27 protein-coding genes are annotated in these 25228 nt (G+C 67.4%); 17 read left to right on the plus strand and 10 right to left on the minus strand.

From position 1 onward, the window contains the following. Positions 1 to 4: 4 nt before the first annotated feature. Positions 5 to 451, minus strand: coding sequence for a copper chaperone PCu(A)C (locus AC5YGJ_RS00945; RefSeq protein ID WP_496185463.1), 447 nt, complete (start codon positions 449 to 451; stop codon positions 5 to 7). Positions 452 to 485: 34 nt separating this feature from the next. Here AC5YGJ_RS00945 and AC5YGJ_RS00950 point away from each other — a divergent pair, with 34 nt between their 5' ends. The 4 genes from AC5YGJ_RS00950 (at position 486) to AC5YGJ_RS00965 (ending at position 4119) form a co-directional block, all read left to right on the plus strand. Then, positions 486 to 1262, plus strand: a complete 777-nt coding sequence (locus tag AC5YGJ_RS00950) for an enoyl-CoA hydratase/isomerase family protein (RefSeq protein ID WP_496185464.1) — start codon at positions 486 to 488, stop codon at positions 1260 to 1262. Positions 1263 to 1359: 97 nt separating this feature from the next. Continuing rightward, complete coding sequence (tesB, locus tag AC5YGJ_RS00955; RefSeq protein ID WP_409461101.1) at positions 1360 to 2280, plus strand: acyl-CoA thioesterase II; 921 nt, start codon at positions 1360 to 1362, stop codon at positions 2278 to 2280. A 4-nt stretch (positions 2281 to 2284) separates the two neighbouring features. After that, entirely contained in the window at positions 2285 to 2794 is a 510-nt protein-coding gene (locus AC5YGJ_RS00960) for a pathogenicity-like protein (RefSeq protein WP_249844696.1), read from the plus strand. Between the two features lie 107 nt (positions 2795 to 2901). After that, entirely contained in the window at positions 2902 to 4119 is a 1218-nt protein-coding gene (locus AC5YGJ_RS00965; RefSeq protein ID WP_496185465.1) for an RNA polymerase sigma factor, read from the plus strand. A gap of 59 nt (positions 4120 to 4178) precedes the next feature. Here the strand turns inward: AC5YGJ_RS00965 and AC5YGJ_RS00970 are convergent, their stop codons facing one another. Continuing rightward, complete coding sequence (locus tag AC5YGJ_RS00970; RefSeq protein WP_496185466.1) at positions 4179 to 4739, minus strand: EF-hand domain-containing protein; 561 nt, start codon at positions 4737 to 4739, stop codon at positions 4179 to 4181. A 156-nt stretch (positions 4740 to 4895) separates the two neighbouring features. On the opposite strand from AC5YGJ_RS00970, the gene AC5YGJ_RS00975 reads away from it, so the two are divergent. Further along, on the plus strand, positions 4896 to 5651 hold the full coding sequence (locus AC5YGJ_RS00975) for an arginyltransferase (RefSeq protein ID WP_249844699.1): 756 nt from the start codon (positions 4896 to 4898) through the stop codon (positions 5649 to 5651). 37 nt (positions 5652 to 5688) lie between these two features. Then, positions 5689 to 6894, plus strand: a complete 1206-nt coding sequence (locus AC5YGJ_RS00980; protein ID WP_496185467.1) for an endonuclease/exonuclease/phosphatase family protein — start codon at positions 5689 to 5691, stop codon at positions 6892 to 6894. Positions 6895 to 7023: 129 nt separating this feature from the next. On the opposite strand, the gene purT is transcribed toward AC5YGJ_RS00980, so the two are convergent. After that, the gene (gene purT / locus AC5YGJ_RS00985; protein WP_249844701.1) at positions 7024 to 8211 is read right to left on the minus strand and encodes a formate-dependent phosphoribosylglycinamide formyltransferase; all 1188 of its coding nucleotides are present in this window, start codon (positions 8209 to 8211) and stop codon (positions 7024 to 7026) included. Between the two features lie 142 nt (positions 8212 to 8353). On the opposite strand from purT, the gene AC5YGJ_RS00990 reads away from it, so the two are divergent. From AC5YGJ_RS00990 to AC5YGJ_RS01015, 6 genes are read left to right on the plus strand one after another with little or no spacing between them, the layout of a single operon-like run. Continuing rightward, positions 8354 to 9235 (plus strand): SPFH domain-containing protein, encoded by an 882-nt coding sequence (locus tag AC5YGJ_RS00990; RefSeq protein ID WP_496185468.1) that lies wholly within the window; start codon positions 8354 to 8356, stop codon positions 9233 to 9235. Between the two features lie 45 nt (positions 9236 to 9280). Continuing rightward, on the plus strand, positions 9281 to 9460 hold the full coding sequence (locus AC5YGJ_RS00995; protein WP_249844702.1) for a type II toxin-antitoxin system antitoxin: 180 nt from the start codon (positions 9281 to 9283) through the stop codon (positions 9458 to 9460). Next, positions 9460 to 9639 (plus strand): DUF4177 domain-containing protein, encoded by a 180-nt coding sequence (locus AC5YGJ_RS01000; protein WP_496185469.1) that lies wholly within the window; start codon positions 9460 to 9462, stop codon positions 9637 to 9639. The genes AC5YGJ_RS00995 and AC5YGJ_RS01000 overlap by 1 nt, the downstream gene beginning before the upstream one ends. Positions 9640 to 9641: 2 nt before the next feature. Then, complete coding sequence (locus AC5YGJ_RS01005; protein ID WP_496185470.1) at positions 9642 to 10931, plus strand: alpha/beta hydrolase family protein; 1290 nt, start codon at positions 9642 to 9644, stop codon at positions 10929 to 10931. Continuing rightward, positions 10928 to 11521: a PH domain-containing protein gene (locus tag AC5YGJ_RS01010; RefSeq protein ID WP_309339874.1), complete on the plus strand. Its 594-nt coding sequence runs from the start codon at positions 10928 to 10930 to the stop codon at positions 11519 to 11521. Before AC5YGJ_RS01005 ends, AC5YGJ_RS01010 begins: the two co-directional genes overlap by 4 nt. Positions 11522 to 11530: 9 nt before the next feature. Beyond that, positions 11531 to 12340 carry a M15 family metallopeptidase gene (locus AC5YGJ_RS01015; protein WP_249844705.1) on the plus strand — a complete coding sequence of 270 codons (810 nt, stop codon included), beginning with the start codon at positions 11531 to 11533 and terminating at the stop codon, positions 12338 to 12340. A gap of 143 nt (positions 12341 to 12483) precedes the next feature. On the opposite strand, the gene AC5YGJ_RS01020 is transcribed toward AC5YGJ_RS01015, so the two are convergent. From AC5YGJ_RS01020 to AC5YGJ_RS01035, 4 genes are all read right to left on the minus strand, one after another. Next, entirely contained in the window at positions 12484 to 12855 is a 372-nt protein-coding gene (locus AC5YGJ_RS01020) for a DUF423 domain-containing protein (RefSeq protein WP_019659313.1), read from the minus strand. Positions 12856 to 12959: 104 nt separating this feature from the next. Next, entirely contained in the window at positions 12960 to 14033 is a 1074-nt protein-coding gene (locus AC5YGJ_RS01025; RefSeq protein ID WP_107230198.1) for a polyketide cyclase, read from the minus strand. Between the two features lie 234 nt (positions 14034 to 14267). Further along, positions 14268 to 14909 (minus strand): response regulator, encoded by a 642-nt coding sequence (locus AC5YGJ_RS01030; protein WP_249844706.1) that lies wholly within the window; start codon positions 14907 to 14909, stop codon positions 14268 to 14270. Beyond that, the gene (locus tag AC5YGJ_RS01035; protein ID WP_107230197.1) at positions 14909 to 16105 is read right to left on the minus strand and encodes a sensor histidine kinase; all 1197 of its coding nucleotides are present in this window, start codon (positions 16103 to 16105) and stop codon (positions 14909 to 14911) included. Before AC5YGJ_RS01035 ends, AC5YGJ_RS01030 begins: the two co-directional genes overlap by 1 nt. Positions 16106 to 16255: 150 nt before the next feature. Here AC5YGJ_RS01035 and AC5YGJ_RS01040 point away from each other — a divergent pair, with 150 nt between their 5' ends. From AC5YGJ_RS01040 to AC5YGJ_RS01060, 5 genes are read left to right on the plus strand one after another with little or no spacing between them, the layout of a single operon-like run. Then, complete coding sequence (locus tag AC5YGJ_RS01040) at positions 16256 to 16852, plus strand: GNAT family N-acetyltransferase (RefSeq protein ID WP_010483371.1); 597 nt, start codon at positions 16256 to 16258, stop codon at positions 16850 to 16852. After that, on the plus strand, positions 16798 to 17640 hold the full coding sequence (gene minC, locus AC5YGJ_RS01045) for a septum site-determining protein MinC (protein ID WP_249844707.1): 843 nt from the start codon (positions 16798 to 16800) through the stop codon (positions 17638 to 17640). Before AC5YGJ_RS01040 ends, minC begins: the two co-directional genes overlap by 55 nt. A 37-nt stretch (positions 17641 to 17677) precedes the next feature. After that, positions 17678 to 18487 (plus strand): septum site-determining protein MinD, encoded by an 810-nt coding sequence (minD, locus tag AC5YGJ_RS01050; RefSeq protein WP_057496225.1) that lies wholly within the window; start codon positions 17678 to 17680, stop codon positions 18485 to 18487. Between the two features lie 2 nt (positions 18488 to 18489). Continuing rightward, entirely contained in the window at positions 18490 to 18750 is a 261-nt protein-coding gene (gene minE, locus AC5YGJ_RS01055; protein ID WP_053516176.1) for a cell division topological specificity factor MinE, read from the plus strand. A gap of 46 nt (positions 18751 to 18796) precedes the next feature. Next, positions 18797 to 19276 carry a hypothetical protein gene (locus tag AC5YGJ_RS01060; RefSeq protein ID WP_496185471.1) on the plus strand — a complete coding sequence of 160 codons (480 nt, stop codon included), beginning with the start codon at positions 18797 to 18799 and terminating at the stop codon, positions 19274 to 19276. Positions 19277 to 19503: 227 nt separating this feature from the next. Here the strand turns inward: AC5YGJ_RS01060 and AC5YGJ_RS01065 are convergent, their stop codons facing one another. The 3 genes from AC5YGJ_RS01065 to AC5YGJ_RS01075 all read right to left on the minus strand — a co-directional run bounded on the left by AC5YGJ_RS01065 (position 19504) and on the right by AC5YGJ_RS01075 (position 25126). Further along, entirely contained in the window at positions 19504 to 20760 is a 1257-nt protein-coding gene (locus tag AC5YGJ_RS01065; protein WP_496185472.1) for a DUF819 family protein, read from the minus strand. Positions 20761 to 20853: 93 nt separating this feature from the next. Further along, positions 20854 to 22932: a prolyl oligopeptidase family serine peptidase gene (locus AC5YGJ_RS01070; RefSeq protein ID WP_309339867.1), complete on the minus strand. Its 2079-nt coding sequence runs from the start codon at positions 22930 to 22932 to the stop codon at positions 20854 to 20856. A gap of 229 nt (positions 22933 to 23161) precedes the next feature. Continuing rightward, positions 23162 to 25126: an OPT family oligopeptide transporter gene (locus AC5YGJ_RS01075; RefSeq protein WP_496185473.1), complete on the minus strand. Its 1965-nt coding sequence runs from the start codon at positions 25124 to 25126 to the stop codon at positions 23162 to 23164. Between the last annotated feature and the right edge of the window lie 102 nt (positions 25127 to 25228).

Genomic DNA, 25228 nt, shown 5'->3' on the forward strand with positions numbered 1-25228 from the left:
CGCGTTACGGCGCGGCCTTGCGCACCGTCAGCGTCACCCTGGCTTCGCCACCGCCCTCCAGCTGCAGCTGCAGCGGCACGATCTGGCCCTCCTTCAGCGTGCCCTTTCCCTCCATCAGCATCAGGTGCAGGCCACCGGGCTTGAGCTCGGCACGTGCACCCGGCGCCAACGGCAGACGCTCGATGGCGCGCATGCGGCTGACGCCATCGACAATCGTGGTCTCGTGCAGCGACACGTCGCCGAAGCTGGCGCTGCGTACGCCGCTGATGGCCACCGCTTTGGCGCAGCCGTTGTGGATCACCCCGTAGCCGGCGGTCATCGGCATGGCCGGGTTTGGCGGCAGGCGCGCCCAGCCCTGCTGCACGGTGACGCAGGCCGGCACGGCGGTCTCCGCCGATGCTGCGCCCGCACACAGCAGCAACAATACGCCAACGAATGGTTTGGTTATCATCGCCCAGGTTCCTTCTTCGCAACGAGACCGCAGCATGACGACGCTCATCGAGGTGATCAACCATGGCCCCATCCGCGAACTGCGCCTGGCGCGGCCGCCGGTCAATGCCCTGGATACCGAACTGTGCCGGCAGTTGATCCACGCCATCGAGCTGGCCATGGCCGAAGACGCGCACGGCATCGTGCTCTCGGGCAGCGAGCGCGTCTTCACCGGCGGCATGGACGTGCCGCACCTGCTCTCGCACGGCGATGACAAGCACAAGCTGCTGGACACCTGGAACGCATTTTTCGGCGCCGTGCGCACGCTGGCCGAGAGCCGCATTCCGGTGGTCGCGGCGATCACCGGCCATGCGCCGGCCGGCGGCTGCGTGCTGGCCCTGTGCTGCGACTACCGGGTGATGGCGCGCAGCGCCGATCCGTCGCGTCCGTATGCTATCGGCCTGAACGAAGTGCAGGTGGGCCTGATCGCGCCGGAAGGCATCCAGCGCCTGCTGCGCCGTGCGGTCGGCGTGCACCGTGCCGGCGTGCTGCTGACCACCGGCTCGCTGGTGCCGGCCGAACAGGCACTGCAGATCGGCCTGGTCGATGAGCTGGCCGAGGGCGACCTGGTGGTGGCGCGCGCGGTGGCCTGGCTGCAGAACCTGCTGAAGCAGCCGCGCCAGCCGATGCTGCTGACCCGCGCGGTCGCCCGCACCGATCTGCACGAAGCCTTGCACCCGGACCTGATCCAGCTCGACCGCTTTGTCGAAGCCTGGTTCGCCCCGGATGCACAGAACGCCTTGCAGGCGCTGGTGGCCCGGCTGGGCAAGTAAACGGTAGTGCCGGCGCACGGCGGCGGGGTCAGATCCCTTTCGCGATGCGAAAGGGATCTGACCCCTGACCGGTATAATCAGGCTCTCTTTCCCTGCTGTGGCCGCCCCCTTGAACGACACGCCCGAACCCGTCGTCTCCGAGCTGATCGACCTGCTCACGCTGGAGCGGCTGGAGGACAACCTGTTCCGCGGGCAAAGCCGCGATATCGGAACCAAGTACGTGTTCGGCGGGCAGGTGCTGGGTCAGGCGCTGGCCGCTGCACAGGCCACGGTCGACAACGGCCGCCACGTGCATTCGCTGCACGCCTATTTCCTGCGCGCCGGCAACATCGACCACCCGATCGTCTACGACGTGGACCGCACCCGCGACGGTGGCAGCTTCTCGGTGCGCCGGGTCACCGCAATCCAGCACGGCAAGGTGATCTTCTTCTGCGCCGCCTCGTTCCAGCAGGCCGAGACCGGTGCCGAGCACCAGCACAAGATGCCTGAAGTGCCGCAGCCGGAAGACATCGAGCCGAACCGCCCGCTGCCGGCCGAAGTGCTCGAACGCCTGCCGATCAAGGTGCAGCGCTGGCTGTCGCGCGGTGGCCCGTTCGAGTTCCGCCATGTCTACCCACGTGACGAACTGAACCCACCCAAGCGCCCGCCCTATCACCAGGTGTGGATGCGCCTGAGCGAGCCGGTCGGCGATGCGCCCGAACTGCACCAGGCACTGCTGGCCTACGCGTCCGATTTCCATCTGCTGGGCACGGCGACCTTCCCGCACGGCATCAGCTACTACCACCCGCACGTGCAGATGGCCTCGCTCGACCACGCCATCTGGTTCCACCGCCCGTTCCGAGCCGATGACTGGCTGCTGTACTCGCTGGACAGCCCCAGCGCGCAGGATTCGCGCGGGCTGGCCCGTGGCCAGTTCTTTACCCGCAACGGCGTGCTGGTGGCCAGCACCGCGCAGGAAGGCCTGATCCGGGTCGTTCCGGACCAGGCCGCGGCCGCCGCCGTGCCGGCCAAGGAGTAAACCGATGCGCCAGATTTTCAGCAGCCAGCGCGTGGAAACCGTCGAAGGCGTGGCCGAGCTTCTGCGCGGGCACGGTATCGAGGTCAAGGTGACCAACGGGCGCTCGTACAAGACCCGCCGCCGGGGCCAGTTCAGCTATACCGATCTGGGCAATGCCAGCGCCTATCCGGCGGTGTGGATCGTACGTGCCGACGACCAGCCACGCGCGCGCGAAATCCTGCGCGAGGCGCGCCTGCTCGATACCACCCGTCGCGACCACCCGACCGCCGAGTTCGCCTTCCGCGACGCGCCGGAACAGGGTGGCGGTGGCCGCAGCTGGGCCTGGCGCATCCGCATCGCGCTGCTGGTGGTGATCGCCGGCGTGGCGCTGGTGATCGGCCTGCGCCACCGTGGCGCCCCGGCACCGGCCGCGCCCGCCCCTGCCCCGCAGGCCCAGCCGCAGCAGGCACAACCGGCCCCGCAGGCCGCGCCGGAAGAGGAAGAAGTCCGGGTCCGCATCCAGCCCTCGACCTGACTCACGGTTAATGCCGGCCGCTGGCCGGCATTAACCGTGTGGACGGCCGGTCACATTGAGCGCGCGGCTCCGTCATGGGACACAATCCCAGCAGGAGAACCGCTGCCATGACGACGTTCGCCGCATCGATCGACCAGACCCTGGAACGCGAACTGCCGGCCGCCGCCAGCGGCTGCCAGCACGCCTATGGGCGCATCGTGCTGGCCTGCCAGAACACGGTCACCGCCATCGCCCTGGCCATCACCCGTGACCGCCAGGCCAGCGAGGACATCGCCCAGGAAGCCTTCGTGAAAGGCTGGCAGCAGCTGCACCAGCTGCGCAGCTCGACCAGCTTCCTGCCGTGGCTGCGGCAGATCACCCGCAACCTGGCCCGCGACTGGTTGCGTGCGCAACGTGGCCGGCCCCTCACCGGTGAGGCGGCCGAAGTGGCGCTGGGCATGGCCGCCGATCCGTCGCCGAGCACAGCCGACCGGCTGCAGCGTGTGGAAGAAGAGATCGCCGCCGAGGACATCATCTCCGCCCTGCCCGCCGACAGCCGTGAGGTGCTGCTGCTGTACTACCGCGAAGGGCAGCGCTCGCAGCAGGTGGCCGATCTGCTCGGGCTCAGCGACGCGGCGGTGCGCAAGCGCCTGTCACGCGCCCGCGGCCAGGTCCGCGAAGGCCTGCTGCAGCGCTTCGGCGAGTTCGCCCGCAGCAGCGCACCCAGTGCAGCGTTCGCCACCGCCGTGGTGTCGATGGTGCTGGTGGCGGCCCCCGGGACCGCCAGCGCGGCGATCCTGCTGAGCGCCGGCGTCGGTGTGGGCAGCAGCAAGCTGGGCCTGGGCGGCGCCAGCGTGGCCGGGGGTACAGCCATGGGCTCGGTCACGGCCACCCTGGGCTACCTGCACATGATTCCGGCCAGCACCTGGGGCGCCTTCGCCGGTGGCGTGGCCGGTGGCGTGATCGGCAGCTACCTGGGCGGTCGATTCCTGCTGTCCTATGCCAAGACCGATGCCGAACGTGCGCAGGTCTGGCGCTTTGTGCGCATGAACACCTGGACCGCCATGGCCTGCTGCCTGGCGGTGCTGGCGGTGGTACTGCTGCAGACCCCGACGTGGGTGCATCTGCTGGTGCTGGTGCTCGGCCTGGGCCTGGTGAACTACCAGTGCCTGGGGCCGCTGCAGCAGATCATGGCGCCGCTGATCGCACGCGATTCGGCGCGGCGTGGGCGCACCGGCACCAACTGGGTGTATGAATCGCTCTATGGGCGTACCGGGGTCATCGCCATGAACATCATGGTGCTGGGCGTCGTGCTGTATGCGGTGGCCCATACCGGCGGCCACTAGGGCCGCAACGCACGACGCCGGCAGTACGCCGGCGTCGTGATCGATCAGCGTGCGATGAATCAGCGCTGCGGCTTCGGCGCGCTGCCGTCACGCTGGCCACCGTGGCGCGGGCCACCGTGCATCGGGCCCTTGGCGGCATCGAACTCGGCCTTGCTCAACTGGCCGTCCTTGTTGGTGTCGGCGGCGGCGAACCAGGCATCGCGCATCTGCTTCATGCGCAGTTCGCGGTCGGCCTTGTCCAGGTAGCCGTCCTTGTTGACGTCAAGCTGGTCGAAGCGCGCGGCCAGGCGCGGATCGGCCTTGGCTTCCTCGCGGCTGATGCGGCCGTCCTTGTTGACGTCCAGCTTGGCCCAGCGCTCACCACCATGGCCACGGCGGCCGTGCTTCCAGCGCGGCAGTTCATCGCGCGAGAGCTTGCCGTCCTTGTTCTTGTCCAGCTCGTCGAACTTCGCGGCCAGGCGCGGGTTGGCAGCGGCTTCGCTGCGGTCGATGACACCGTCGCCGTTGGTATCCAGCTTGACCGGGCGCTGCGCCGGTGCGGTCGGGGTGTCGGCCGCCAGCGCGATACCGGAAGCGGAGGTGCCGAGCAGAAGGGCCAGCAGCAGGGGGATACGGATCATGAGGTCACTCCTGGGGGTGGGAATTGCGTCGGGGTGATCACTTCACCCTCGGGGGACAACAACGCCCGGGGGCGACATCGGTTGACGCCGCGGCCGGTTCCATTCATCCGGCGGACAGTCGCCGCTACTGCGACGGGCTGGGGCTATGCTGTGCTCATGGCGATACACGGCGACAGAGACGACGAACTGCGGCTTTTCCAGACCGGCGAGCACCCCTGCGGGTACTGGTCGGACCGGGTGGCGCGCGACCTGGTGCTGGACCCCCACGACCGACGCCTGGGCGGCCTGTACCCGCTGGCCCTGAGCTGGGGCTTCCGCCGCAGCGGCGACCTGGTCTACCGGCCCCACTGCGCGCACTGCCAGGCCTGCGTGGCCGTGCGTATCCCGGTGGCGCGTTTCGCCCCGGACCGCAGCCAGCGCCGCTGTGCCGCCCGCAATGCCGACCTGGAGGTGCGGATCACCGCCGCCACGGCCCGCGATGATCTGTTCGCGCTGTACCACCGCTATCTGGTGCACCGCCACGCCAATGGCGGCATGGACGACCACGGCCCGCACGAATTCGAGCAGTTCCTGATCGGCAGCTGGTCGCACACCCGCTTCATGGAGATGCGCCTGCCCGGCCACGACGGTCAGCCCAGCCAGCTGCTGGGGGTGGCGGTGACCGACGTCACCGAGCACGGCCTGTCGGCGGTCTACACCTTCTTCGAACCGGAGCACGCCGCGCGCGGGCTGGGCACCTTCGCGATCCTGCAGCAGATCGAATGGGCCCGCCGCGAGGGGCTGCCCCATGTGTACCTGGGCTACTGGATCCGTGGCCATCAGAAGATGGACTACAAGCGCCGCTTCCATCCACTGGAGGCCTACGACGGCCGCCGCTGGCACGATTTCGACAACGATCTGGACGGGCGCTGACAAACCGCTGACACCGGAGCGGGTGCAGAATAGGGCCATGAACGCCAAACCCCTGATCCTCGCCCTGGCCCTGCTCTGCGGCGCCACCGCCCCCGCCTTCGCCAAGTCCCCCGCGATGACCGAAAAGCCGTCCGCTGCGCTGCGCCTGGCCACCTACAACACCTCGCTGTACTCCGACGAGACCGGTGGCCTGATCAAGGAACTGGAAGGTGACAGCGAGCACGCGCGCAAGATCGCGGCGGTGCTGCAGCAGGTGCGCCCGGACCTGGTGCTGTTGAACGAGTTCGACTTCGACGACGCCCATCGCGCTGCCGACCTGTTCCAGAAGCGTTACCTGGAAGTGGCCCAGCCCGGCGGCGGCAAGCCGCTGCACTTCGCCTACCGTTATCTGGCTCCGGTCAACACCGGCGTGCCCAGTGGGCTGGACCTGGACAACAACGGCGTGGTCGGCGGCGAAGGCCGCAGCCGCGGCAACGATGCCTGGGGCTACGGCCTGCACCCGGGCCAGTACGGCATGCTGGTGCTGTCGCGCTACCCGATCGATGAAGCCAAGGTGCGCAGCTTCCAACTGCTGAAGTGGAGTGCGATGCCTGGTGCGATTCGCCCGGTCGATCCGCGCACCGGCCAGAGCTTCTACAACGATGCGGTGTGGTCGCAGCTGCGCCTGTCGTCGAAGTCGCATTGGGACGTGCCGGTAAAGACCCCGGCCGGCGTGGTGCATGCGCTGGTCTCGCACCCGACGCCGCCGGTGTTCGATGGTCCGGAGAAGCGCAATGCCGCGCGCAACCACGACGAACTGCGCTTGTGGCAAGAATACCTGGCCAAGGGTGACAAGCCCTGGCTGTGCGATGACAAGGGCCAGTGCGGTGGCCTGGCGCAGGACGCGCGCTTCGTGATCCTCGGTGACCTCAACAACGACCCGGTCGATGGCGATGGCCGCCATGAGGCCATAGTGGAACTGATCGAGAACGCCCGTGTGCTGCGCTACCCCACCCCGCGCAGCATCGGTGGCGAGCAGACCAGTCTGGCCTATGCGGCCAAGGGCATCACGCGCAGGGGCGCACCGTTCCACGCCACCGGCGATTTCGGCCCGAAGTCCGGCACCATGCGCCTGGACTACGTACTGCCCTCGACCGGTTTCGAGTACGTCGGCAGCGGCATCTTCTGGCCGGCCAATGAAAGCCCGGAGGCGAAGATCGCCGACGGCAGCGACCACCACCTGGTGTGGGTGGATGTGCGGTAGAGTCGACTGTTAGTCGACTGCACGGAAATCTGTACCGACCAACGGTCGGTACCCACCGGAAAAAGGGGACGGAGGGGATTAAGTCGTTTGTGCCACAAACGACTTAATCCCCTCCGTCCCCTTTTTGCTTCAAGGGCGCAGTTCGACGCCGATGGCGTCGGCGGCATCGCGGGCGATGGCACGCGCCTGGTCGATGGTCTCCGCGCGCGCCAGGGTCACGCCGACGCGGCGATGGCCGTGCACGCTCGGCTTGCCGAACAGGCGCACGGCGGTATCGGGCACCTGCAGCGCGGCAGCGACGTTGTTGAAGTACGGCACGCCCTCACCGTGCGCCAGCAGTGCGCACGACGCCGACGGACCGCTCTGGCGGATCAGCGGAATCGGCAGGCCGAGGATGGCGCGCGCGTGCAGGGCGAACTCGCTCAGTTCCTGCGAGACCAGGGTCACCAGGCCGGTGTCATGCGGGCGCGGCGACACTTCGCTGAACCACACCTCGTCGCCCTTCACGAACAGCTCGACGCCGAACAGGCCCCAACCGCCCAGGTCATCGGTGATCGCGCGCGAGATCTCTTCCGCGCGCGCCAGTGCCTTGTCCGACATCGGCTGCGGCTGCCAGCTTTCGCGGTAGTCACCGTCCTTCTGCAGGTGGCCGATCGGCGCGCAGAACGAGGTGCCACCGGCATGACGCACGGTCAGCAGGGTAATCTCGTAATCGAAGTCAATGAAACCTTCGACGATGCAGCGGCCGGCACCGGCTCGGCCACCGGTCTGCGCATAGTCCCAGGCCGGGGCGATGTCGGCCTCGCTGCGCAGCGTGCTCTGGCCCTTGCCCGAAGAGGACATCACCGGCTTGACCACACACGGCAGGCCGATCGCCGCGACCGCGGCGCGGTACTCGGCCTCGGTATCGACGAAGCGGTACGGCGAGGTCGGCAGGCCCAGAGTCTCGGCGGCGAGGCGGCGGATGCCCTCGCGGTCCATGGTCAGGCGTGCGGCGCGTGCGGTCGGGATCACCCGCAGGCCCTGCTCCTGTTCCAGCTGGACCAGGGTCTCGGTGTGGATCGCCTCGATCTCCGGCACCACCAGGTGCGGCTGCTCCTGCGCGATCAGCGCGCGCAGCGCCATCGCATCGAGCATGTCGATCACGTGCGAGCGGTGCGCCACCTGCATGGCCGGGGCGTTGGCATAGCGATCGGCGGCGATCACTTCCACGCCCAGCCGCTGCAGCTCGATGGCCACCTCCTTGCCAAGTTCACCCGAGCCCAGCAGCAGCACACGGGTCGCGGAGGGAGACAACGGGGTTCCAAGCTTGGCCATGGCGGTTCCAGCAGCGATGTGAAGACGGGTGGGCATTCTAGCCGGTCCGGCCTGCGCCCCCGGCCCGGATCTTCCGACGAACGGTCGCCACATCTGATATCACTTTGATATCTTCTCATCGAACCCTCAAGGACGTACCGCCATGAAAGAGAAGTCGCTTGCCTCCCTCAACGGCCTGGGCACCCTGGCTGGATCCCTGCTGGCCGCATTGGCCGGCGCAGCGCTGTTCGTGCTGGGAGTGGCGGCCAAGGCCAGCACCGGCGCGCCGAACCTGCTGATGATGCTGGCCGGGGTGCTGGTGATCGTCGCGGCGGTCTTCATCCTGGCCGGCCTGTACACCGTCCAGCCCAACCAGGCCGCCGTGCTGAGCCTTTTCGGCAAGTACGTGGGCACGGTCAAGGACAACGGCCTGCGCTGGAACAACCCCTTCTATGCCAAGCGCCGGGTCAGCCAGCGCGTGCGCAACTTCGAAAGTGGCAAGCTGAAGGTGAACGAGCTGGACGGCAGCCCGATCGAGATCGCCGCCGTGATCGTCTGGCAGGTGGTCGACGCCTCCGAAGCGGTCTACAACGTGGACGACTACGAGAGCTTCGTGCACATCCAGTCCGAGTCGGCACTGCGCGCGATGGCCACCAGCTATCCCTACGACCAGCACGAGGACGGCCAGCTGGCCCTGCGCAGCCACGCCAGCGAGATCTCCCAGCACCTGAAGAACGAGCTGGCCGAGCGCCTGGCCGATGCCGGCGTGCAGGTGCTCGATGCCCGCATCAGCCACCTGGCCTACGCCGCCGAAATTGCCCAGGCGATGCTGCAGCGCCAGCAGGCCAATGCCGTGATCGCCGCACGCACGCGCATCGTGGCCGGTGCCGTCGGCATGGTGGAAATGGCCCTGGCCGAACTGCAGAAGAACGGCGTGGTGCAGCTGGACGAAGAACGCAAGGCGCACATGGTCAGCAACCTGCTGACCGTGCTGTGCTCCGATCGCGGCACCCAGCCGATCGTCAACGCCGGTTCGCTGTACTGAGCCATCCTCGCAACGGGGCGCCCCACCGCCCCGCCAGGAGTTTTCATGAGTGAGAAGAAAGCCTATCCGCTGCGCATCAATGCCGAGGTCCTGGCCGCGGCACAGCGCTGGGCTGACGACGAGCTGCGCAGCCTCAACGCGCAGATCGAATACGTACTGCGCGACGCATTGCGCAAGGCAGGACGCCTGCCAAAACCGAAGACATCAGCCGAGGACAAGGAATGATGAGCACGCGTTGGAGCTACCAGACCGTTGAAGTGAAGACCACGATGATGGGCGTCCTCAAGGCCGAGGACATCCAGAGCGAGCTGACCCGCCAGGGCATGCTCGGCTGGGAGCTGGTCAACATCATCATCCCGGCGCCGATGTGCCCGGCCATGCTGGTCTTCAAGAAGGAGCAGTAACCATGACCGCGCAACGCAGAGCGCTGATGCTGTCACTGGCCCTGCTCACCGGCCCCGCCCTGGCCGCCGAACCGCAGCAGGTCGCCAACCAGCTGCTGGATCACCTGCAGGCTGGCCAGATTGCCGATGCCGAAGCGATGCTGACCGCGCAGATGGCCCAGGCCGTGCCCGCCGACCGGCTCGGCGTGCTGTGGAAGTCGCTGGGCACCCTGCAGCAGCGAGGTGCCGCCGAAGTGAGCACGCAGCAGGGCATGCACCTGGTGGTGGTGCCGCTGCAGTTTGCCAGCGGCCGGGTCGTCGCGCAGGTGGCAGTGGATGCACAGGACAAGGTGGCCGGCCTTATTCTGCGCCCGGCTCCGGCGGCCAAGGCAGCGCCGCCGCCCGCCGATGCGAACTATGGCGAGAGTGAATTCAGCGTGCCGCAGCCGCGCGGCGCACTACCGGGCACGCTGGCGCTGCCCAACGGCAAGGGTCCGTTCCCGGCGGTGGTCCTTGTGCATGGCTCGGGGCCGCAGGACCGCGATGAGACGATCGGCGGCAACCGCCCGTTCCTGGATATCGCCCGCGGCCTGGCCAGCCAGGGCATCGCCGTGCTGCGCTTCGACAAACGCACCTTCGCCCGCCCGCAGGATTTCCAGGGCGGCACGTTCACCGTTGATGACGAAACCACCGACGATGCCGTGGCCGCGCTGACCGCACTGGCTGCCGACCCGCGCATCGACGGGCGCCGCGTGTTCGTACTCGGTCACAGCCAGGGCGGCATGCTCGCCCCGCGCATTGCCCGGCACTGGCCGCAGGCGCGTGGCGCGATCCTGTGGGCGGCGCCGGCCCGCACGCTGCTGGACCTGCTGCCGGAACAGAACCGCTACCTGCTGGGCCTGGACGGTGACATCACTGCGTCGGAGCAGGCCTTCCTGGAGGCGCTCGACAGGCAGATCGCCGCCGCACGGGGCACCGCGCCGGTGGCCGCCAGCGAACTGCCGCTGGGAGTGCCGCAGTCATTCTGGAAAAGCATCGAAGCCGTTGATGCACGCGCCGATGCACAGGCACTGCGCACGCCGCTGCTGATGCTGCACGGCGGCCGCGACTTCCAGGTGCCCGACACCGACTGGATGCTTTGGCGGAAGGCGCTGGCCACCCGCAACAACGTGCAGTGGCGCACGTATCCGGCCCTGAACCATATCGGCATTGCCGGCACTGGCCACAGCTCGCTGCAGGAGTACACGCAACCGGGCCATGTCGATGCAACGCTGATCGATGACGTGGCCACGTGGATAAAGGCACAGCGATGAACGGCAGCGACCCGAAGCGCTTCGACGTGGCGGAGAGCTCGCCCTTCCGCGTGCTGTGGGTGGTCCTGCCGCTAATGCTGGCCTTTGCCATCAGCGTCTACGCACAGTTGCACACGGTGCGTGCCAACGCGCCGTGGATGGAGGTGACCCTGTCGCCGCCGTGGTTCCGGATGGGCGGCAGCGCGGCATGGAGCCTGGTGGTGATCGCCGCGCTCGGCATCGGGCTGGGCCTGGCCTTCTTCCGGCGCCGGGTGGAGTTCGATGGCAGCGTGCTGGACGTCCGTTCAACGATGTACCGGCGTCGCGTGCCGGTGGCGCAGCTGCAGCTGGACCGCGCCGAAGTGGTCGATCTCGGCCGTGACCGGCGCTACGCCATCCGCTTCAAGACCAACGGCTATTCGATGCCGGGGTTCCATTCCGGCCATTTCCGCCTGCAGGGCGGCGGCAAGGGCTTTGCCCTGGTGACCGACCGCAGCCGCGTGCTGGTGCTGCCGGTGCGCGATGGCAGCACGCTGCTGCTCAGCCTGGAACGGCCGCAGGCGCTGCTGGACGCCCTGCGCAAGGTGGCCGTGACCGTGCCACGGCAGTAAGCTGCGGCGATGCAACGACGCCCGCCCCTGCTGATCAATACCGAGGCCATCGAAGCATGGCCGGCCGGCCTGCTGCGCGCGCGCAGCAACCTCGATGCGCGCCTGCTGGCGCGGGCGCACTGGGTACTGCGGCGCAAGCGCGATGGCCGCTACCTGGCAGCCGTGCTGGTGCACGGGGTACATGCCATGGTGCCGCGGCTGGCGCGCGAGCCGGGCGTGGAGGAAGCGCTGTCACTGCTGGATGCGCCGCTGGCACGGCCGTTCGCCGCGACGCTGGAAGAACAGTGGCTGGCGCTGGCCGGTCTGCAGCAGCGCCTGCAGCAGCTCGGCCTGGACCCGCAGCGTTACGCCGACGACAGTGGCCTGCCGCTGGAACCTGAGCCCTGCCTGCTGCATCTGGCCGGCCACGACCGCTTCGGCCGCCCGCTGTGGCTGCGCCGTGGCGCGGCACAAGGCTGGCGACGGATGCGCGTGCATGCCGCGCGGGAGGGCGTTGCGCTGGATGCCATTTCCGGTTTCCGCAGCCACGCCTATCAGCTGGGCATCTTCGAACGAAAGCGCGCTCGCGGGCTGAGCGTGGCGGACATCCTGAAGGTCAATGCGGCACCGGGCTTCAGCGAGCACCACAGCGGCCACGCACTGGATATCGGCACGCCCGGGGACGCGCCCGCCGAGGAATCGTTCGAAGCGACCGACGCATTCGCCTGGCTGCAGGCCCATGCAGGTGAACACGGCTTCCAGCTGAGCTACCCGCGCGACAACCCGCACGGCATCGTCTACGAGCCGTGGCACTGGTGCTGGAAGCCGGCCAACGGCTGAAGACCACTGCATAGCGTCAAAGACAGAAGCAGGTCGCTACGCTCGAAGCCGAGCATGGCTCGGCTCTACAAAAGCTGCCGTCGCAACGATCCCATGTAGAGCCGAGCATGGCTCGACTCTACAGTCGTCGCGTCGTCACAGCGTTACCGCCGCAACGCATTGATCGCCAGCAGTACCCATCCGGCCATCATGCTGGTGCCGCCGATCGGCGCCATCCGCGTCGGCCACTGCCACAACGCACCACCGACCAGGCTGCCGGAGAACAGCAGCACGCCCAGCAGCAGCACATACAGCGCCAGGTGTGCGATCGCCCCCTGTGCGCGCGGCCCGAGCGCTACCAGCACCGCACCATGCGCGAACGCATACAGCGCTGCCATGTTCAGATGCTGCTGCGCCAGCGGATCGGCCACGCCATGCGAGGCATAGGCAGACAGGCCGATCGAGGCCGCGGCCAACAGCGCGCCCAGGCAGGCCAGCAGGGAGGGCTTACGTGCGCGGCGTTCCAGATTGAACATGAGGGCTCCTTGCGCAGCGCCGCTTGCCGGGCGCCGGATGAAAAAAAACGCGCCGCAATGAGCGGCGCGTTTTCGTGTCCAACATTACATGGGCCAGCCGAAGCTTACTTGACGGCCCAGTAGATGTCGTAGGTACCTTCCGGGGTGAACGACTTGTCGATGCCGTCCTTCCAGGATTCGTACGGACGGTCGATGACTTCGTTGCCCGAGGTCACGGCCCAGGCACGCAGGCCATTGCGGGCCACGTCCAGACCTGCCATGTGGCCGGTGTAGGCCGCATGCGCCGAACGGTGCGGAGCCACGTGCAGGTACTTGACCGGAGCGCCGCCGTCGATCTTGACGGTCAGGGCTTCAGCGGTGGCACCCTCAGCACCCTTCTTCTTCACCGGCTGGGCGATGTCGAAGGCGTACTTCTCCTGACCGAAGTCGGTGGTGATGATGCGGAACGGGCCAGCGGCTTCAAGGCCATTGGCCTCCATCACGCGCTTGATCCACTCCTGGTTGTCCTTGATGGACTTGGTGATGGTGTCCTGGCCACGATCGACGTTACCGGCGTTGACCACCAGCAGATCCTCGGCCGGCACTTCAACAATGGCCAGATCGGTCAGCGGCGCTTCCGGGGTGCGGTAGTCGACGTTCGGGACGGTGGCGAGCATGTTGGCCATGCGCGACAGACCCATCTTGATGTCGTCGCCGATCTGGCGGCTGACATACAGGCCGGCATAACGGCCGAACAGGTCGAAACCGTACTTCACCGAGTAGTCCTGGGTGATCTTGACGTTACGGCCACCCTTGCCGGTCGGCTCCAGCGTGAAGGTGGTGACCTTGTCGTGACCCTTGGTGGCGTCTTCGATGGCGATCGCAACGCGCTTGTTCTCTTCGGCGTCGGTGATCTTCCAGGAACCGGTGCCCAGGTCCTTGGAGGTGAAGTCGAGGGTGGCGCCCTTGCCGGAGGCCGGGCCGGACAGCTTCAGTTCAACGGCGGGATCGCGCAGTACCAGCGGGTTCCAGTCCTTGAAGCGGCGCAGGCTGCTGACCGTGTCGTACACGATCGTCATCTTGCGGTTGGTCTCGATGCTTTCGGTGATGTGACGCTCGCCCGGCAGACATACGCCAATGATGACGAACAGGCCAGCCACGATCCCCAAGGCGATCAGGAACTCGATAATACGGGTCATTCAGAGAGTCTCCGGGGCCGATCCCACGGCCGGGTTGATTGAAGCGAAGCGCCAATCCTAGCAGGCTTCGCGGGCATTGTTTATCGGGATTGGCGCACCGGTTTCCCTGCCGGCTGCGTATTTGTATGGACAAAGAGTTCGAAGGGTAACGCATACCGCTACCCGGCATGTAGGGGGGGCCACCGGCCCGACCCCCACATGGCCACCCAAGTCTTTGTATGAAAACGATTTTCCTCAGACCAGCTGAAGTTCGAACGCCTTCAGCACGGCACGCGTCCGGTCGCGCACGCCCAGCTTGGAAAGGATGTTGGACACGTGGTTCTTGATGGTGCCCTCGGCCACGCCCAGCGAGTTGGCGATCTCCTTGTTGGAGAAGCCGCTGGCCATCAGGCGCAGGATCTCGGTCTCGCGGTCGGTCAACGGATCGGGGCGGTCCAGGCTGACGAATTCGTTGCGCATGTGCTCCAGCCCGGACAGCAGGCGCTGGGTCACCGCCGGCTGCACCAGCGAGCCGCCGTCGGCCACGGTGCGGATGGCACCGACCAGCTGCTCCAGGGTGACGTCCTTGAGCAGGTAGCCCTTGGCGCCGGCCTTGAGCCCGGCCAGCACCAGCTGGTCATCGTCGAAGGTGGTGAGGATGATGGTCGGCGGCAGCTGTTCCTGTCGCGACAGCACCTGCAGCGCTTCCAGACCGGACATCGCCGGCATGCGCATGTCCATCAGCACCACGTCCGGGCGCACCTGCGGTATCAGCTCGACCGCCTGCCGGCCGTCGCCGGCCTCGGCCACCACTTCGATGCCGTCGTCGAGCGCCAGCAGGGAGCGGATTCCCTGCCGCACCAGGGTTTGGTCGTCGACCAGGCAGACGCGAATCATCAACGCACTCCTTCAGGAACCTTGGTAAGGGCCGCCACCAGCACCGTTGCCGGAACCGTCGCGCGTACCCGGAAGCCTTCGCCGGGACGGGTCTCGATCTGCAGCTGGCCACCACATTGTTGCAGGCGCTCGCGCATCCCGCGCAAGCCGTTGCCCACATTGACCATATCCGCGCCGACACCGTCGTCGCGGGCCTCCACCACCACCCGGTCGGGGGCTTCACGGTACACCTTGATCCACAGGTGGCGGGCACCGGCGTGGCGCACCGCGTTGGTGATGATCTCCTGGGTGCAGCGCAGCAGCACGTGGGCCCGCTGCGGGTCTTCCACGTTCAGCGGGTCGTCGATCTCCAGCTGGATGTCCAGCGAAGGCACGTTCTCGGTCAGCGGGCGCAGCGCCGCGGCCAGATCGATGGCACCGGTCTCGCGCAGCTGGCTGACCACCTCGCGCACGTTGCCCAGCAGCAGCTTGGCCAGTGCGTGCGAGCGCTTCACGTGCTCCAGCGCCTGGCCCTCGGCCAGGTGTCCGGCCACTTCCAGGTTCAGGGTCAGCGCGGTCAGCTGATGGCCGAGCAGGTCGTGCAGCTCGCGCGAGATGCGGGTGCGCTCGTTGACGCGCGCACTCTCGGCCAGCAGGGCCCGGGTCGCGCGCAGTTCGGAGTTCAACCGCCGCTGCTCGTCACGGGCCTCGGTCTGCTGCCGGGCGACCAGGCTGGTCACGAAGATGAACATGGAAAAGCCGCCATACAGCAGCGACTGCATCACCGCCTCGAACAACGGGAAGCGCAGCAGCATGTAGTACACCGGCGCGACGGCCAGCTGGCTGACCAGCAGCCACAGCACGCCCAGCCGCACCGACAGCATCCACGGAATGACGCCGGCGGCGACCATCATCAGGATGCTGCCCAGGCCCGAACCGCTGAGGAAGCTGACCCCCAGTGCCGAGACCGTCAGCAGCAACAGCAGGCCACGGTCCAGCCAGCTGGTGTGGCTGTCGCTGCGCAGGATGCGGGTCAACCAGTAGTACGCCGTGCCGAAGGACAGGTAGGCCACGAACAGCAGGATCGCCCAGCCGCCCATGTCGTTGCGGCTGTGCAGGTTCTCGAACTGCGAATAGGCCAGCGGCAGGCCGACCATGACCCAGGTGAACAGGCCGGCCAGGCGGAGGACGCGGGTATGGCTGAGGGCTCCCAACATGCCAGCACTCTACGGGCCCGGCCTGCGCGCCGCACCCCACGGAAGTCATGCCTGCCCGGTCGCCTGTTCATGCCGCAGCCCACCCCGGGCATGCAATAATCGTGCGCAGGGTCCCTTGATGGACCAACCGCGTTACCCCACGGAGTCACAATGTCGATTGTCATCCGCGACGTGCGCGAGCACGAGCTCGATTCCGTCCTGGCTTTGAACAACAACGCTGGCCTGGCCATCCTTCCCCTGGATGCTGCCCGGCTGCGCCTGTTCTATGAAACCGCTGAGTATTTCCGCGTCGCCGAGCGCGACGGCAACCTGGCCGGCTTCCTGATCGGCTTCGGCAGCGACAGCCAGCACGACAGCAGCAACTTCGCCTGGTTCAAGCAGCAGCTGGACACCCCGTTCTTCTACATCGACCGCATCGTGGTCGCCAGCCGCCGCCGTGGCGGTGGTGTCGGCCGTGCGTTCTATGCCGACGCGCAGAGCTTTGCCGAGCTGCGCTACCCGCAGATGACCTGCGAAGTCTTCCTCGACCATGGCGCCGATGCCGCCCTGCTCTTCCATGGCAGCTTCGGTTTCCGCGAGCTGGGCCAGAACACCATGCCGCAGGTCGATGTGCGCGCCAGCATGCTGGCCAAGGAACTGTGCAGCTACCCGTGGGTGCAGGAGACCTATGGCGGCAAGCTGCCGGATGTGGCATGGACACGCGCCCGGCAGCTGCCGGCGCAGGCACAGCGGCCGACGGGGACCTGAGCGTGGCGGTGAATTTCGATTACGAACAGGCCGGTGAACTGAAGATCGGCCAGGTGGGCATCGCCAACCTGCGCATCCGCACCCTTGATGTCGAACGCCTCGTGCAGGAAATGCGCGAGCGCGTGACCCGCGCGCCGAAGCTGTTCGGCCGCGCTGCAGTGATCCTCGACTTCGGTGGCCTGAGCCAGGTGCCGGACGTGGCCACCGCGCAGGCGCTGGTGGATGGCCTGCGCAGCGCCGGCGTGCTGCCGGTGGCGCTGGCCTATGGCACCAGTGCGGTCGACCTGCTCTCGCAGCAGCTCGGCCTGCCGCTGCTGGCCAAGTTCCGCGCCCAGTACGAGCGCGCCGAGGCCGAACCGGCGCCGCCGCCCGCAGCGGAACCCCGCCGCGCGCCCCGCGCCGAACCGAAGCCGGCCCCGGCCGCGCCGGTGGCCAAGGTGGCCGATGCCGCCGCGCCACAGCCGGGCCGCATGCAGCTGGGCAACGTGCGTTCGGGCCAGCAGCTGTATGCGGAAAACTGCGACCTGACCGTGATGGCCACCGTCGGCGCCGGCGCCGAAGTCATCGCCGATGGCAGCATCCATATCTACGGCACCCTGCGCGGCCGTGCGCTGGCAGGGGCCCAGGGCAACACCGCGGCACGCATCTTCTGCCGTGATTTCCATGCGGAACTGGTGGCCATTGCCGGCCACTACAAGGTACTGGACGATGTCCCGGATACCCTGCGCGGCAAGGCCGTGCAGGTGTGGCTGGAACAGGACCAGATCAAGATCGCTGCGCTGGACTGACGCAGCCCCAAACTAATGCAGAACCAGGAGAAGTCCTTTGGCTGAAATCATCGTAGTCACCTCCGGCAAGGGCGGCGTGGGCAAGACCACTTCCAGCGCGAGCCTGGCCTGTGGCCTGGCGCGGCGCGGCAAGAAGGTGGCGGTGATCGACTTCGACGTCGGCCTGCGCAACCTCGACCTGATCATGGGCTGCGAACGCCGCGTGGTGTACGACTTCGTCAACGTCGTGCACGGCGAAGCCACCCTCAAGCAGGCCCTGATCAAGGACAAGCGCTTTGACAACCTGTACGTGCTGGCCGCCTCGCAGACCCGCGACAAGGACGCACTGACCCAGGAAGGCGTAGGCAAGGTGCTGAAGGACCTGGCCGCCGACGGCTTCGACTACATCATCTGCGACTCGCCGGCCGGCATCGAGAAGGGCGCCTTCCTGGCGATGTATTTCGCCGACCGCGCCGTGGTGGTGGTGAACCCGGAAGTGTCTTCGGTACGCGACTCGGACCGCATCATTGGCCTGCTGGACTCGAAGACCCACAAGGCCGAATCCGGCCAGAACGTGCCCGCCTTCCTGCTGCTGACCCGCTACACGCCGCTGCGCGTGGAAACCGGCGAGATGCTCAGCATCGCCGACGTCGAGGAAGTGCTGGGGCTGAAGGCCATCGGCGTGATCCCCGAGTCGGGCGACGTGCTCAATGCCTCCAACAAGGGCGAACCGGTGATCCTGGATGTCGAATCCGCGGCCGGCCAGGCCTATGACGACGCCGTCGCGCGCATCCTCGGCGAAGACCGCCCGATGCGCTTCACCAACGTCGAGAAGAAGGGCTTCTTCAGCAAGCTGTTCGGAGGGTAAGCATGGGCCTGTTCGATTTCCTCAAAGCGAAGAAGACCACCGCCGAAACCGCGAAGAACCGCCTGCAGATCATCATCGCGCAGGAACGCAGCCACCGCGGTGGCCCGGACTACCTGCCGCTGCTGCAGCGCGAGCTGCTGGAAGTGATCAAGAAGTACGTGAACATCGACGTCGATGCGGTGAAGGTCGACCTGGTGAAGGATGGCCAGCACGATGTGCTGGACATCTCCGTGGCGCTGCCCGAAGGCCCGGAAAAGCCCTGATCCCCTGCCCCGCCCGTGCCAGCATGGGCGGGGCCGGCTGACCCGCATGACCGACACGACACCCGAACCGAACGTCACCCGCGTCGGCGCCATCGCCTTCGCCGATGCGCAGCGCCTGCTCGCCGCGCACGGCCTGCAGCTGCACCACGTGGCCGACGGCGAGCCGATTCCCGGCAGCTACTGGGGCGAGCCCGAGGCAGGCATCATCGCCAGCAACGTGTACGTGCGCGATGACACCCCCGTGCATTCGATGCTGCACGAAGCCTGCCACCTGATCGTGCTGCCGCCGGAGCGGCGCGCGCAGGTGCACACCGACGCCACCGATTCGGTGCCCGAAGAAGACGCCACCTGCTACCTGCAGATCGTGCTGGCCGCGCAGCTGCCCGGTGTCGGCAGCCAGCAGTTGATGGCCGACATGGATGCGTGGGGGTATACGTATCGACTGGGGTCTACGAAGGCGTGGTTCGAGCAGGACGCCGAAGACGCGAGAGCGTGGTTGATCGAACGCGGGTTGCTGCAGGCGTAAAGCCGCAGGTGCGGTCGGCCATGGGCGCGTGGCGACGCGCCGAACCTTGCGGCGCCCCTCTTTTCACTCAGCGCGGTTCGAACAGGACGCCGAAGACGCGAAGGCGTGGTTGATCGAGCGCGGGTTGCCGGTGGCATAGAGCATCGGTAGTGCCGGCCGCTGGCCGGCAACCTCATGAACCGGTGGAGCATCACCCGGTTGCCGGCCAGCGGCGGGCACTAACGGAATCACCCCTGCCCGGCCAGCGCGCGCAGGGTGATGCCGACGATGTAGGCCAGGTAGGTGCCGGTGGCATAGCCCATCGTACCCAGCAGCACGCCGACCGGCGCCAGCGCCGGATGGAATGCGGCGGCCACCACCGGTGCCGAGGCCGGGCCACCGATGTTCGACTGCGAACCGATGGCGAAGTAGAAGAACGGCACCTTCAGCAGCTTGCCCAGACACCACAGCAGCGCGATGTGCACGCTGATCCAGATGATGCCCAGCAGGAACAGCCACGGCCGGTCCAGCAGCGCCAGCAGGTCCATCTGCATGCCGATGCAGGCGATCAGGAAGTACAGCAGCAGCGAGCCGAGCCGCGAAGCGCCGGCGCCCTCCAGGGTGCGTGCGCGGGTGAAGCTCAGGCACAGGCCCAGCGTGGTGGACAACACCACCACCCACACGAACGGTGCGTCCAGGCTGAACTGCGCCGCCCAGCTGACGTTGAGCTTGAACCAGGCCGCCAGCGGCGCGCCGATGGCGTGGGCCAGGCCGACGCCGCCGAAGGCCACCGCCACGATCAGCATCAGGTCGGTGAGGCTGGGAATGCGCTCGTGCTCGGCCTGGAAACGCGCGATGCGCTCCTTCAGCTCGTCGATGGCCGAGGTATCGGCACCACTGCGTGCATCGATCTTCGCGGCACGACCTGCCAGGAAGATCAGCGCGGCCATCCACACGTAACCGACACCCACGTCGACCACCGCGAACTGGCCGAACGTGGTCGCGTTGACGTCGAACACTTCACGCATGGCCAGCATGTTGGCGCCGCCACCGATCCAGCTGCCCGCCAACGCGGCCATGCCGGCCCAGGTGTCACCGGCCACGGTTTCCGGATGCACCGCGCGCATCAGCAGGAAGGCCACCACCGCGCCGAGCATGATGCTGGCCGACGCGCCCAGGTACATCAGCACCAGCTTCGGGCCGAGCCGCAGGATGCCCTTGATGTCCACCGCCAGGGTGAGCAGGATCAGCGCCGCCGGCAGCAGGATGTCGCGCGCGATCGGGTTGTAGAGCTTGGTGTTCTGCCCGTCGATCAGGCCGACGGTGTTGTAGATGCCGGGAATCAGGTAGCACAGCAGCAGCGCCGGCACGAAGGTGTAGAAGCGTTTCCACAGGCCCTGCTCGCGCGAGGCGGTCCAGAACACGGCACCGAGGGTGGCGGCGATCAAACCGAAGACGACGATGTCGTTCTGGATCATGCAGGTGCTCTTGTAGAGCCGAGCCATGCTCGGCTGCTGTTGGTGGAAGGTGTGCCGACCAACGGTCGGCACCCACCGGCGAAAACAGAAGCGCCGCCCCGAAGGGCGGCGCTGCAACCATCAGTTGCCGATGTGCTGCTTCAGCCAGGCATTGACGGTGTCGTGCCACAGGATGCTGTTGTTCGGCTTCAGCACCCAGTGGTTCTCGTCCGGGAAGTACAGGAACTTCGATTCGATGCCCTGGCGCTGGGCGGCGGTGAACGCAGCCAGGCCCTGCTCGACCGGGATGCGGAAGTCCTGCTGGCCATGGATGACCAGGATCGGCTTCTTCCAGTCGGCGACGTGGTTGACCGGGTTGAACTTCTCGTAGTTCGCCGCCTTCTGGTACGGGGTGCCGCCCTGCTCCCACTCGGTGAACCACAGCTCTTCGGTGGCGTAACCCATCATGCGCTGGTCGAACACGCCGTCATGGTTGACCAGGCACTTGAACGGGCTGTTCCAGTTGCCGGCGATCCAGTTGACCATGAAGCCGCCGTAGCTGGCGCCCAGCGCACAGGCCTTGTCACCGTTGAGGAAGGAATACTTCTTCAGCGCCGCGTCCCAGCCCTTCTGCAGGTCTTCCAGCGGGCGGTCGCCCCAGTGCTGGCTGATCGCATCGGTGAAGGCCTGGCCGTAGCCGGTGGAGCCGTGGAAGTCGATCATCACCACCGCGTAGCCCTGGCCGGCATAGGTCTGCGGGTTCCAGCGGTAGCTCCAGCCGTTGCCGAAGCTGCCCTGCGGGCCGCCGTGGATCAGGAACGCGACCGGGTAGGACTTGCCTTCCTGGTAGTTGTGCGGCTTGACCACGTAGCCGTGCACGGTGTCGTTGTTCCAGCCCTTGAACTCGAACTGCTCGTAGTCACCGAAGGACACGTCCTTGAGCACGTCGCCGGCGGCCGGGGTCAGCGCGCGCAGCTCGCCGATCGGCTGGCCCGCGGCCGGCAGCAGGCCGACCAGCACCTGGTCGTTGCTCTTCAGGCTGTTGCGGGTGATGGCCACGCTGTTGCCGGCCACGTCGACCGCAGTGACGCTGCCGTCGCCGATCAGCTTGGTGGCCTTGCCGCTGGCCACGTCGATCTGGAACAGCGGGTGTTCGCCGAGGTCGTCGGCGGTGGTGTAGATGCTGGCGCCGTCGGCGGACAGGGCGATACCACCGGCCGAACGGTCCCACTGCGGCGCGATCTCGCGGGCCTTGCCGCTGGCCAGGTCCATCGCCATCAGGCCGAAGCGGTCGGCCTCGAAGCCCGGACGCTTCATCGCACGATAGAACAGGGTCTTGCCGTCGGCGCTGAACACCGGGCCGGCATCCCAGGCCGGATTGGACGCGGTCAGGTTGACCGGCGCCTGCTTGCCGGCGGCGTCGAAGCGGTACAGGTCGAAGTTGGTCGACCACGGCTCCTGCTTGCCCGCCACGCGGATGCTGGCCACCACGCTGGCGCCATCCGGCGACCACACGAAATCATCGTTGCCACCGAACGGCTTGGACGGTGCATCCCCGTCAATGGTGGCGCTCAGCGCCGAAGCGCCCTTGACCGGGCCGGCCTTGGCCGCCGGCAGCGGTGCCACGAACAGGGTGTTGCGACGGCCGTCGTTCCAGGTATCCCAGTGGCGCACGAACAGCGAATCCCAGACCTGGCCGCTGGCCTTGGCGTCCTTCTTTTCCTTCAGCTTGGTTGCGGTGCAGGCCAGGTCCGAGGCGCAGGCCTGGAACACGCCGGCGCTGAACAGCACGCGGTCGTCCTGCGGCGACACGTGGTAGCTGTCCACATCGACTGCGAAATCGGTCAGCTGGCGCGGCGTGCCGCCGTTGAGCGGCTGCGCGTACAGCTGCTGGCTGCCGTTCTTGGCGCTGAGGAAATACACGGTCTGGCCATCGGCCGACAGCGAAGCGGAATTGACGTTCCAGCCGGCCGGGGTGATCTGCTTCGGCGGCGCCGCGTCGCGGGTACGCAGGTTGCGCGCGAACAGCGCGGTGGAGGCCTTCAGGTTGGCATCGACACTGCGCTTGGCGAACACCACGGTGCCACCGTCGGCAGTGAGCACCGGCGCGGAAACGCGGTCCATCGCCACCATGTCGCGGACTTCCAGGCCACGGGCAGCGGCAACGCTGGGCAGGGCGGCCAGCAGGCTCAGTGGCAGCAGGGCATGACGCAGTTTCATCGGGGTCTCCGCAGGACGGCAAAAAACCGATGGTAGGCCCGCGTGGCCAGGGCTGCCAAGGCCATCGGTCATGCCTGCGGGTGGGCAGCGGCCAGAAACAGCAAACCCCGCCGTGGCGAGGTTTGCTGTAGTGCCGGCCGTTGGCCGGCAACCAGGGGTATCACCGAATTCCGGCGTTGCCGGCCAGCGGCCGGCACTACCCATTGAATTGGGGATCCGACCCCATTGCTTATGCCTTGGCGTGCTTGCCGGTGCGGTAGATCAGCCAGCCGACCAGGAACAGCACGGCCAGGCCGAGCCACTGTGCGCCCGGCAGGTGGAACGGCACGGCCAGCACGTCGGCGCGGCTGCTGACCACGATCGGAATCGCGATGGCGATACCCATCAGCGCCTCGCCGGTGATCAGGCCGGCGGCGAACAGCACGCCCGGCTTGTGCACGCGGTCACGGCCTTCTTCATCGTCGGCACGCACCTTGTGGAAGCGCTCGACCAGGTAGGCGATCAGGCCGCCAAGGAAGATCGGCACCATCAGTTCCAGCGGCAGGTAGATGCCGATGGCAGCAGCCAGCACCGGCACGCGGAAGCGGGCGTTGCGCGACTTCAGCCAGCTGTCGAAGGCGATGATGACGGCACCGACCACGGCACCGATGCCGATGAAGGTCCACGGCAGTTCGCCGCCGAACAGGCCCTTGGCCACCGAGGCCATCAGGTTGGCCTGCGGCGCGGCCAGCGCGTTCGGATGCAGCTCGGACTTCACACCGATGCCGTAGGCGGTGGCCAGCAGGTTCAGCACCGGCGCCATGATCAGCGCGCACGAGAACGCGCCGATGCCCAGCATCAACTGCTGCTTCCACGGGGTGGCGCCGACGATGTAGCCGGCCTTGAGGTCCTGCAGGTTGTCACCACCGACTGCGGCGGCGCAGCACACCACCGCGCCGATCATGATCGCCGCCACCGCGCCCAGCGGCGCGCCGTAGGCACCGACCGGCTTGAGGCCATCGGCGCCCAGCAGCACGACCAGCACGGCCGAGGCGAACAGGATGGTGGAGATGGTGATGCCCGAGACCGGGTTGTTGGACGAGCCGATCAGGCCGGCCAGGTAGGCCGAGACCGAGACGAACAGGAAGCCGGCGACGATCATGATGATGGTCATCGGGATCGACACGTGCCACTGGCCGACGATGGCCTGGTACAGGGCCAGCAACGGCAGCACGAACACCACCAGGGCGACCAGCATCCACTTCATCGGCAGGTCGCGCTCGGTGTGCGCCAGCGCCGGGCCACCGCTCTTGCGGGCGGCAGCAAAGCCGCTCTTGACGCCGTTCAGCAGCGACTTGCGCAGCGAGATCAGGGTCCAGATGCCACCGATCAGCATCGCGCCCACGCCCAGGTAGCGCATCTTCGCGCCCCAGATGGCGAACGCGGCCTCGGTGGACGAGGCGGTGGCGACCGAGGCCGCCAGGCCCGGATCGGTGTTCATGAAGAACGCCTGGTAGATCGGAATGGCGATGTGCCAGGTCAGGATCGAGCCGGACACCACCACGATGCCGACGTTCAGGCCGACGATGTAACCCACGCCCAGCAGCGCCGGCGACAGGTTGGTGCCGATGAAGGCGGTGACCTTGGAGCTGCCGACATAGGCCGAGGTGGCCCAGGCATCGGGGATCAGGCGCAGGCCACTTTCCGCGGCAAGCTTGACGAAGGCGCCGATCACCGCCGACAGGCCGAGGATCTTCAGGCCCGGGCCCGGGTTCTCACCGGCCTTGAGCACTTCGGCGGCGGCCTTGCCTTCCGGGAACGGCAGCGGGTCTTCAACGATCATCGAACGGCGCAGCGGTACCGAGAACAGCACGCCCAGCAGGCCACCGAGGCCGGCGATGCCCAGCACCCACCAGTACTTGAAGTCCGGCCAGTAGCCCATGATCACCAGGGCGGGGATGGTGAAGATCACGCCGGCGGCGATCGACGAACCGGCCGAGGCGCCGGTCTGCACGATGTTGTTTTCGAGGATGGAGCCACCGCCCAGCAGGCGCAGCACGCCCATGGAGATCACCGCGGCGGGAATGGCGGTGGCGATGGTCAGGCCTGCGAACAGACCGAGGTAGGCGTTGGCCGCCGACAGCACCACCGCCAGCACGATGGCCAGGGCCACTGCGCGGAAGGTGAGCTGCTTGGGCGCAGCGTCGTGGTTCATGGAAGCCCCTGCTGGCAAAAAATCCCTTGCACGCTAGCGTTCAGGGGGCGGCAAGTCCAGTGCGGTTGGTCACCGCCGCCCAGGGCCTGCCACCCTCTCCGG

Source organism: Stenotrophomonas sp. CS3K5 (genome assembly GCF_059515225.1).

Coding starts and splice junctions, on each gene's coding strand:
- AC5YGJ_RS00945 (WP_496185463.1), bottom strand. CDS start 451: ATGATAACCAAACCATTCGTTGGCGTATTGTTGCTGCTGTGTGCGGGC.
- AC5YGJ_RS00950 (WP_496185464.1), top strand. CDS start 486: ATGACGACGCTCATCGAGGTGATCAACCATGGCCCCATCCGCGAACTG.
- AC5YGJ_RS00960 (WP_249844696.1), top strand. CDS start 2,285: ATGCGCCAGATTTTCAGCAGCCAGCGCGTGGAAACCGTCGAAGGCGTG.
- AC5YGJ_RS00965 (WP_496185465.1), top strand. CDS start 2,902: ATGACGACGTTCGCCGCATCGATCGACCAGACCCTGGAACGCGAACTG.
- AC5YGJ_RS00970 (WP_496185466.1), bottom strand. CDS start 4,739: ATGATCCGTATCCCCCTGCTGCTGGCCCTTCTGCTCGGCACCTCCGCT.
- AC5YGJ_RS00975 (WP_249844699.1), top strand. CDS start 4,896: ATGGCGATACACGGCGACAGAGACGACGAACTGCGGCTTTTCCAGACC.
- AC5YGJ_RS00980 (WP_496185467.1), top strand. CDS start 5,689: ATGAACGCCAAACCCCTGATCCTCGCCCTGGCCCTGCTCTGCGGCGCC.
- purT (WP_249844701.1), bottom strand. CDS start 8,211: ATGGCCAAGCTTGGAACCCCGTTGTCTCCCTCCGCGACCCGTGTGCTG.
- AC5YGJ_RS00990 (WP_496185468.1), top strand. CDS start 8,354: ATGAAAGAGAAGTCGCTTGCCTCCCTCAACGGCCTGGGCACCCTGGCT.
- AC5YGJ_RS00995 (WP_249844702.1), top strand. CDS start 9,281: ATGAGTGAGAAGAAAGCCTATCCGCTGCGCATCAATGCCGAGGTCCTG.
- AC5YGJ_RS01000 (WP_496185469.1), top strand. CDS start 9,460: ATGAGCACGCGTTGGAGCTACCAGACCGTTGAAGTGAAGACCACGATG.
- AC5YGJ_RS01005 (WP_496185470.1), top strand. CDS start 9,642: ATGACCGCGCAACGCAGAGCGCTGATGCTGTCACTGGCCCTGCTCACC.
- AC5YGJ_RS01010 (WP_309339874.1), top strand. CDS start 10,928: ATGAACGGCAGCGACCCGAAGCGCTTCGACGTGGCGGAGAGCTCGCCC.
- AC5YGJ_RS01015 (WP_249844705.1), top strand. CDS start 11,531: ATGCAACGACGCCCGCCCCTGCTGATCAATACCGAGGCCATCGAAGCA.
- AC5YGJ_RS01020 (WP_019659313.1), bottom strand. CDS start 12,855: ATGTTCAATCTGGAACGCCGCGCACGTAAGCCCTCCCTGCTGGCCTGC.
- AC5YGJ_RS01025 (WP_107230198.1), bottom strand. CDS start 14,033: ATGACCCGTATTATCGAGTTCCTGATCGCCTTGGGGATCGTGGCTGGC.
- AC5YGJ_RS01030 (WP_249844706.1), bottom strand. CDS start 14,909: ATGATTCGCGTCTGCCTGGTCGACGACCAAACCCTGGTGCGGCAGGGA.
- AC5YGJ_RS01035 (WP_107230197.1), bottom strand. CDS start 16,105: ATGTTGGGAGCCCTCAGCCATACCCGCGTCCTCCGCCTGGCCGGCCTG.
- AC5YGJ_RS01040 (WP_010483371.1), top strand. CDS start 16,256: ATGTCGATTGTCATCCGCGACGTGCGCGAGCACGAGCTCGATTCCGTC.
- minC (WP_249844707.1), top strand. CDS start 16,798: ATGGACACGCGCCCGGCAGCTGCCGGCGCAGGCACAGCGGCCGACGGG.
- minE (WP_053516176.1), top strand. CDS start 18,490: ATGGGCCTGTTCGATTTCCTCAAAGCGAAGAAGACCACCGCCGAAACC.
- AC5YGJ_RS01060 (WP_496185471.1), top strand. CDS start 18,797: ATGACCGACACGACACCCGAACCGAACGTCACCCGCGTCGGCGCCATC.
- AC5YGJ_RS01065 (WP_496185472.1), bottom strand. CDS start 20,760: ATGGCTCGGCTCTACAAGAGCACCTGCATGATCCAGAACGACATCGTC.
- AC5YGJ_RS01070 (WP_309339867.1), bottom strand. CDS start 22,932: ATGAAACTGCGTCATGCCCTGCTGCCACTGAGCCTGCTGGCCGCCCTG.
- AC5YGJ_RS01075 (WP_496185473.1), bottom strand. CDS start 25,126: ATGAACCACGACGCTGCGCCCAAGCAGCTCACCTTCCGCGCAGTGGCC.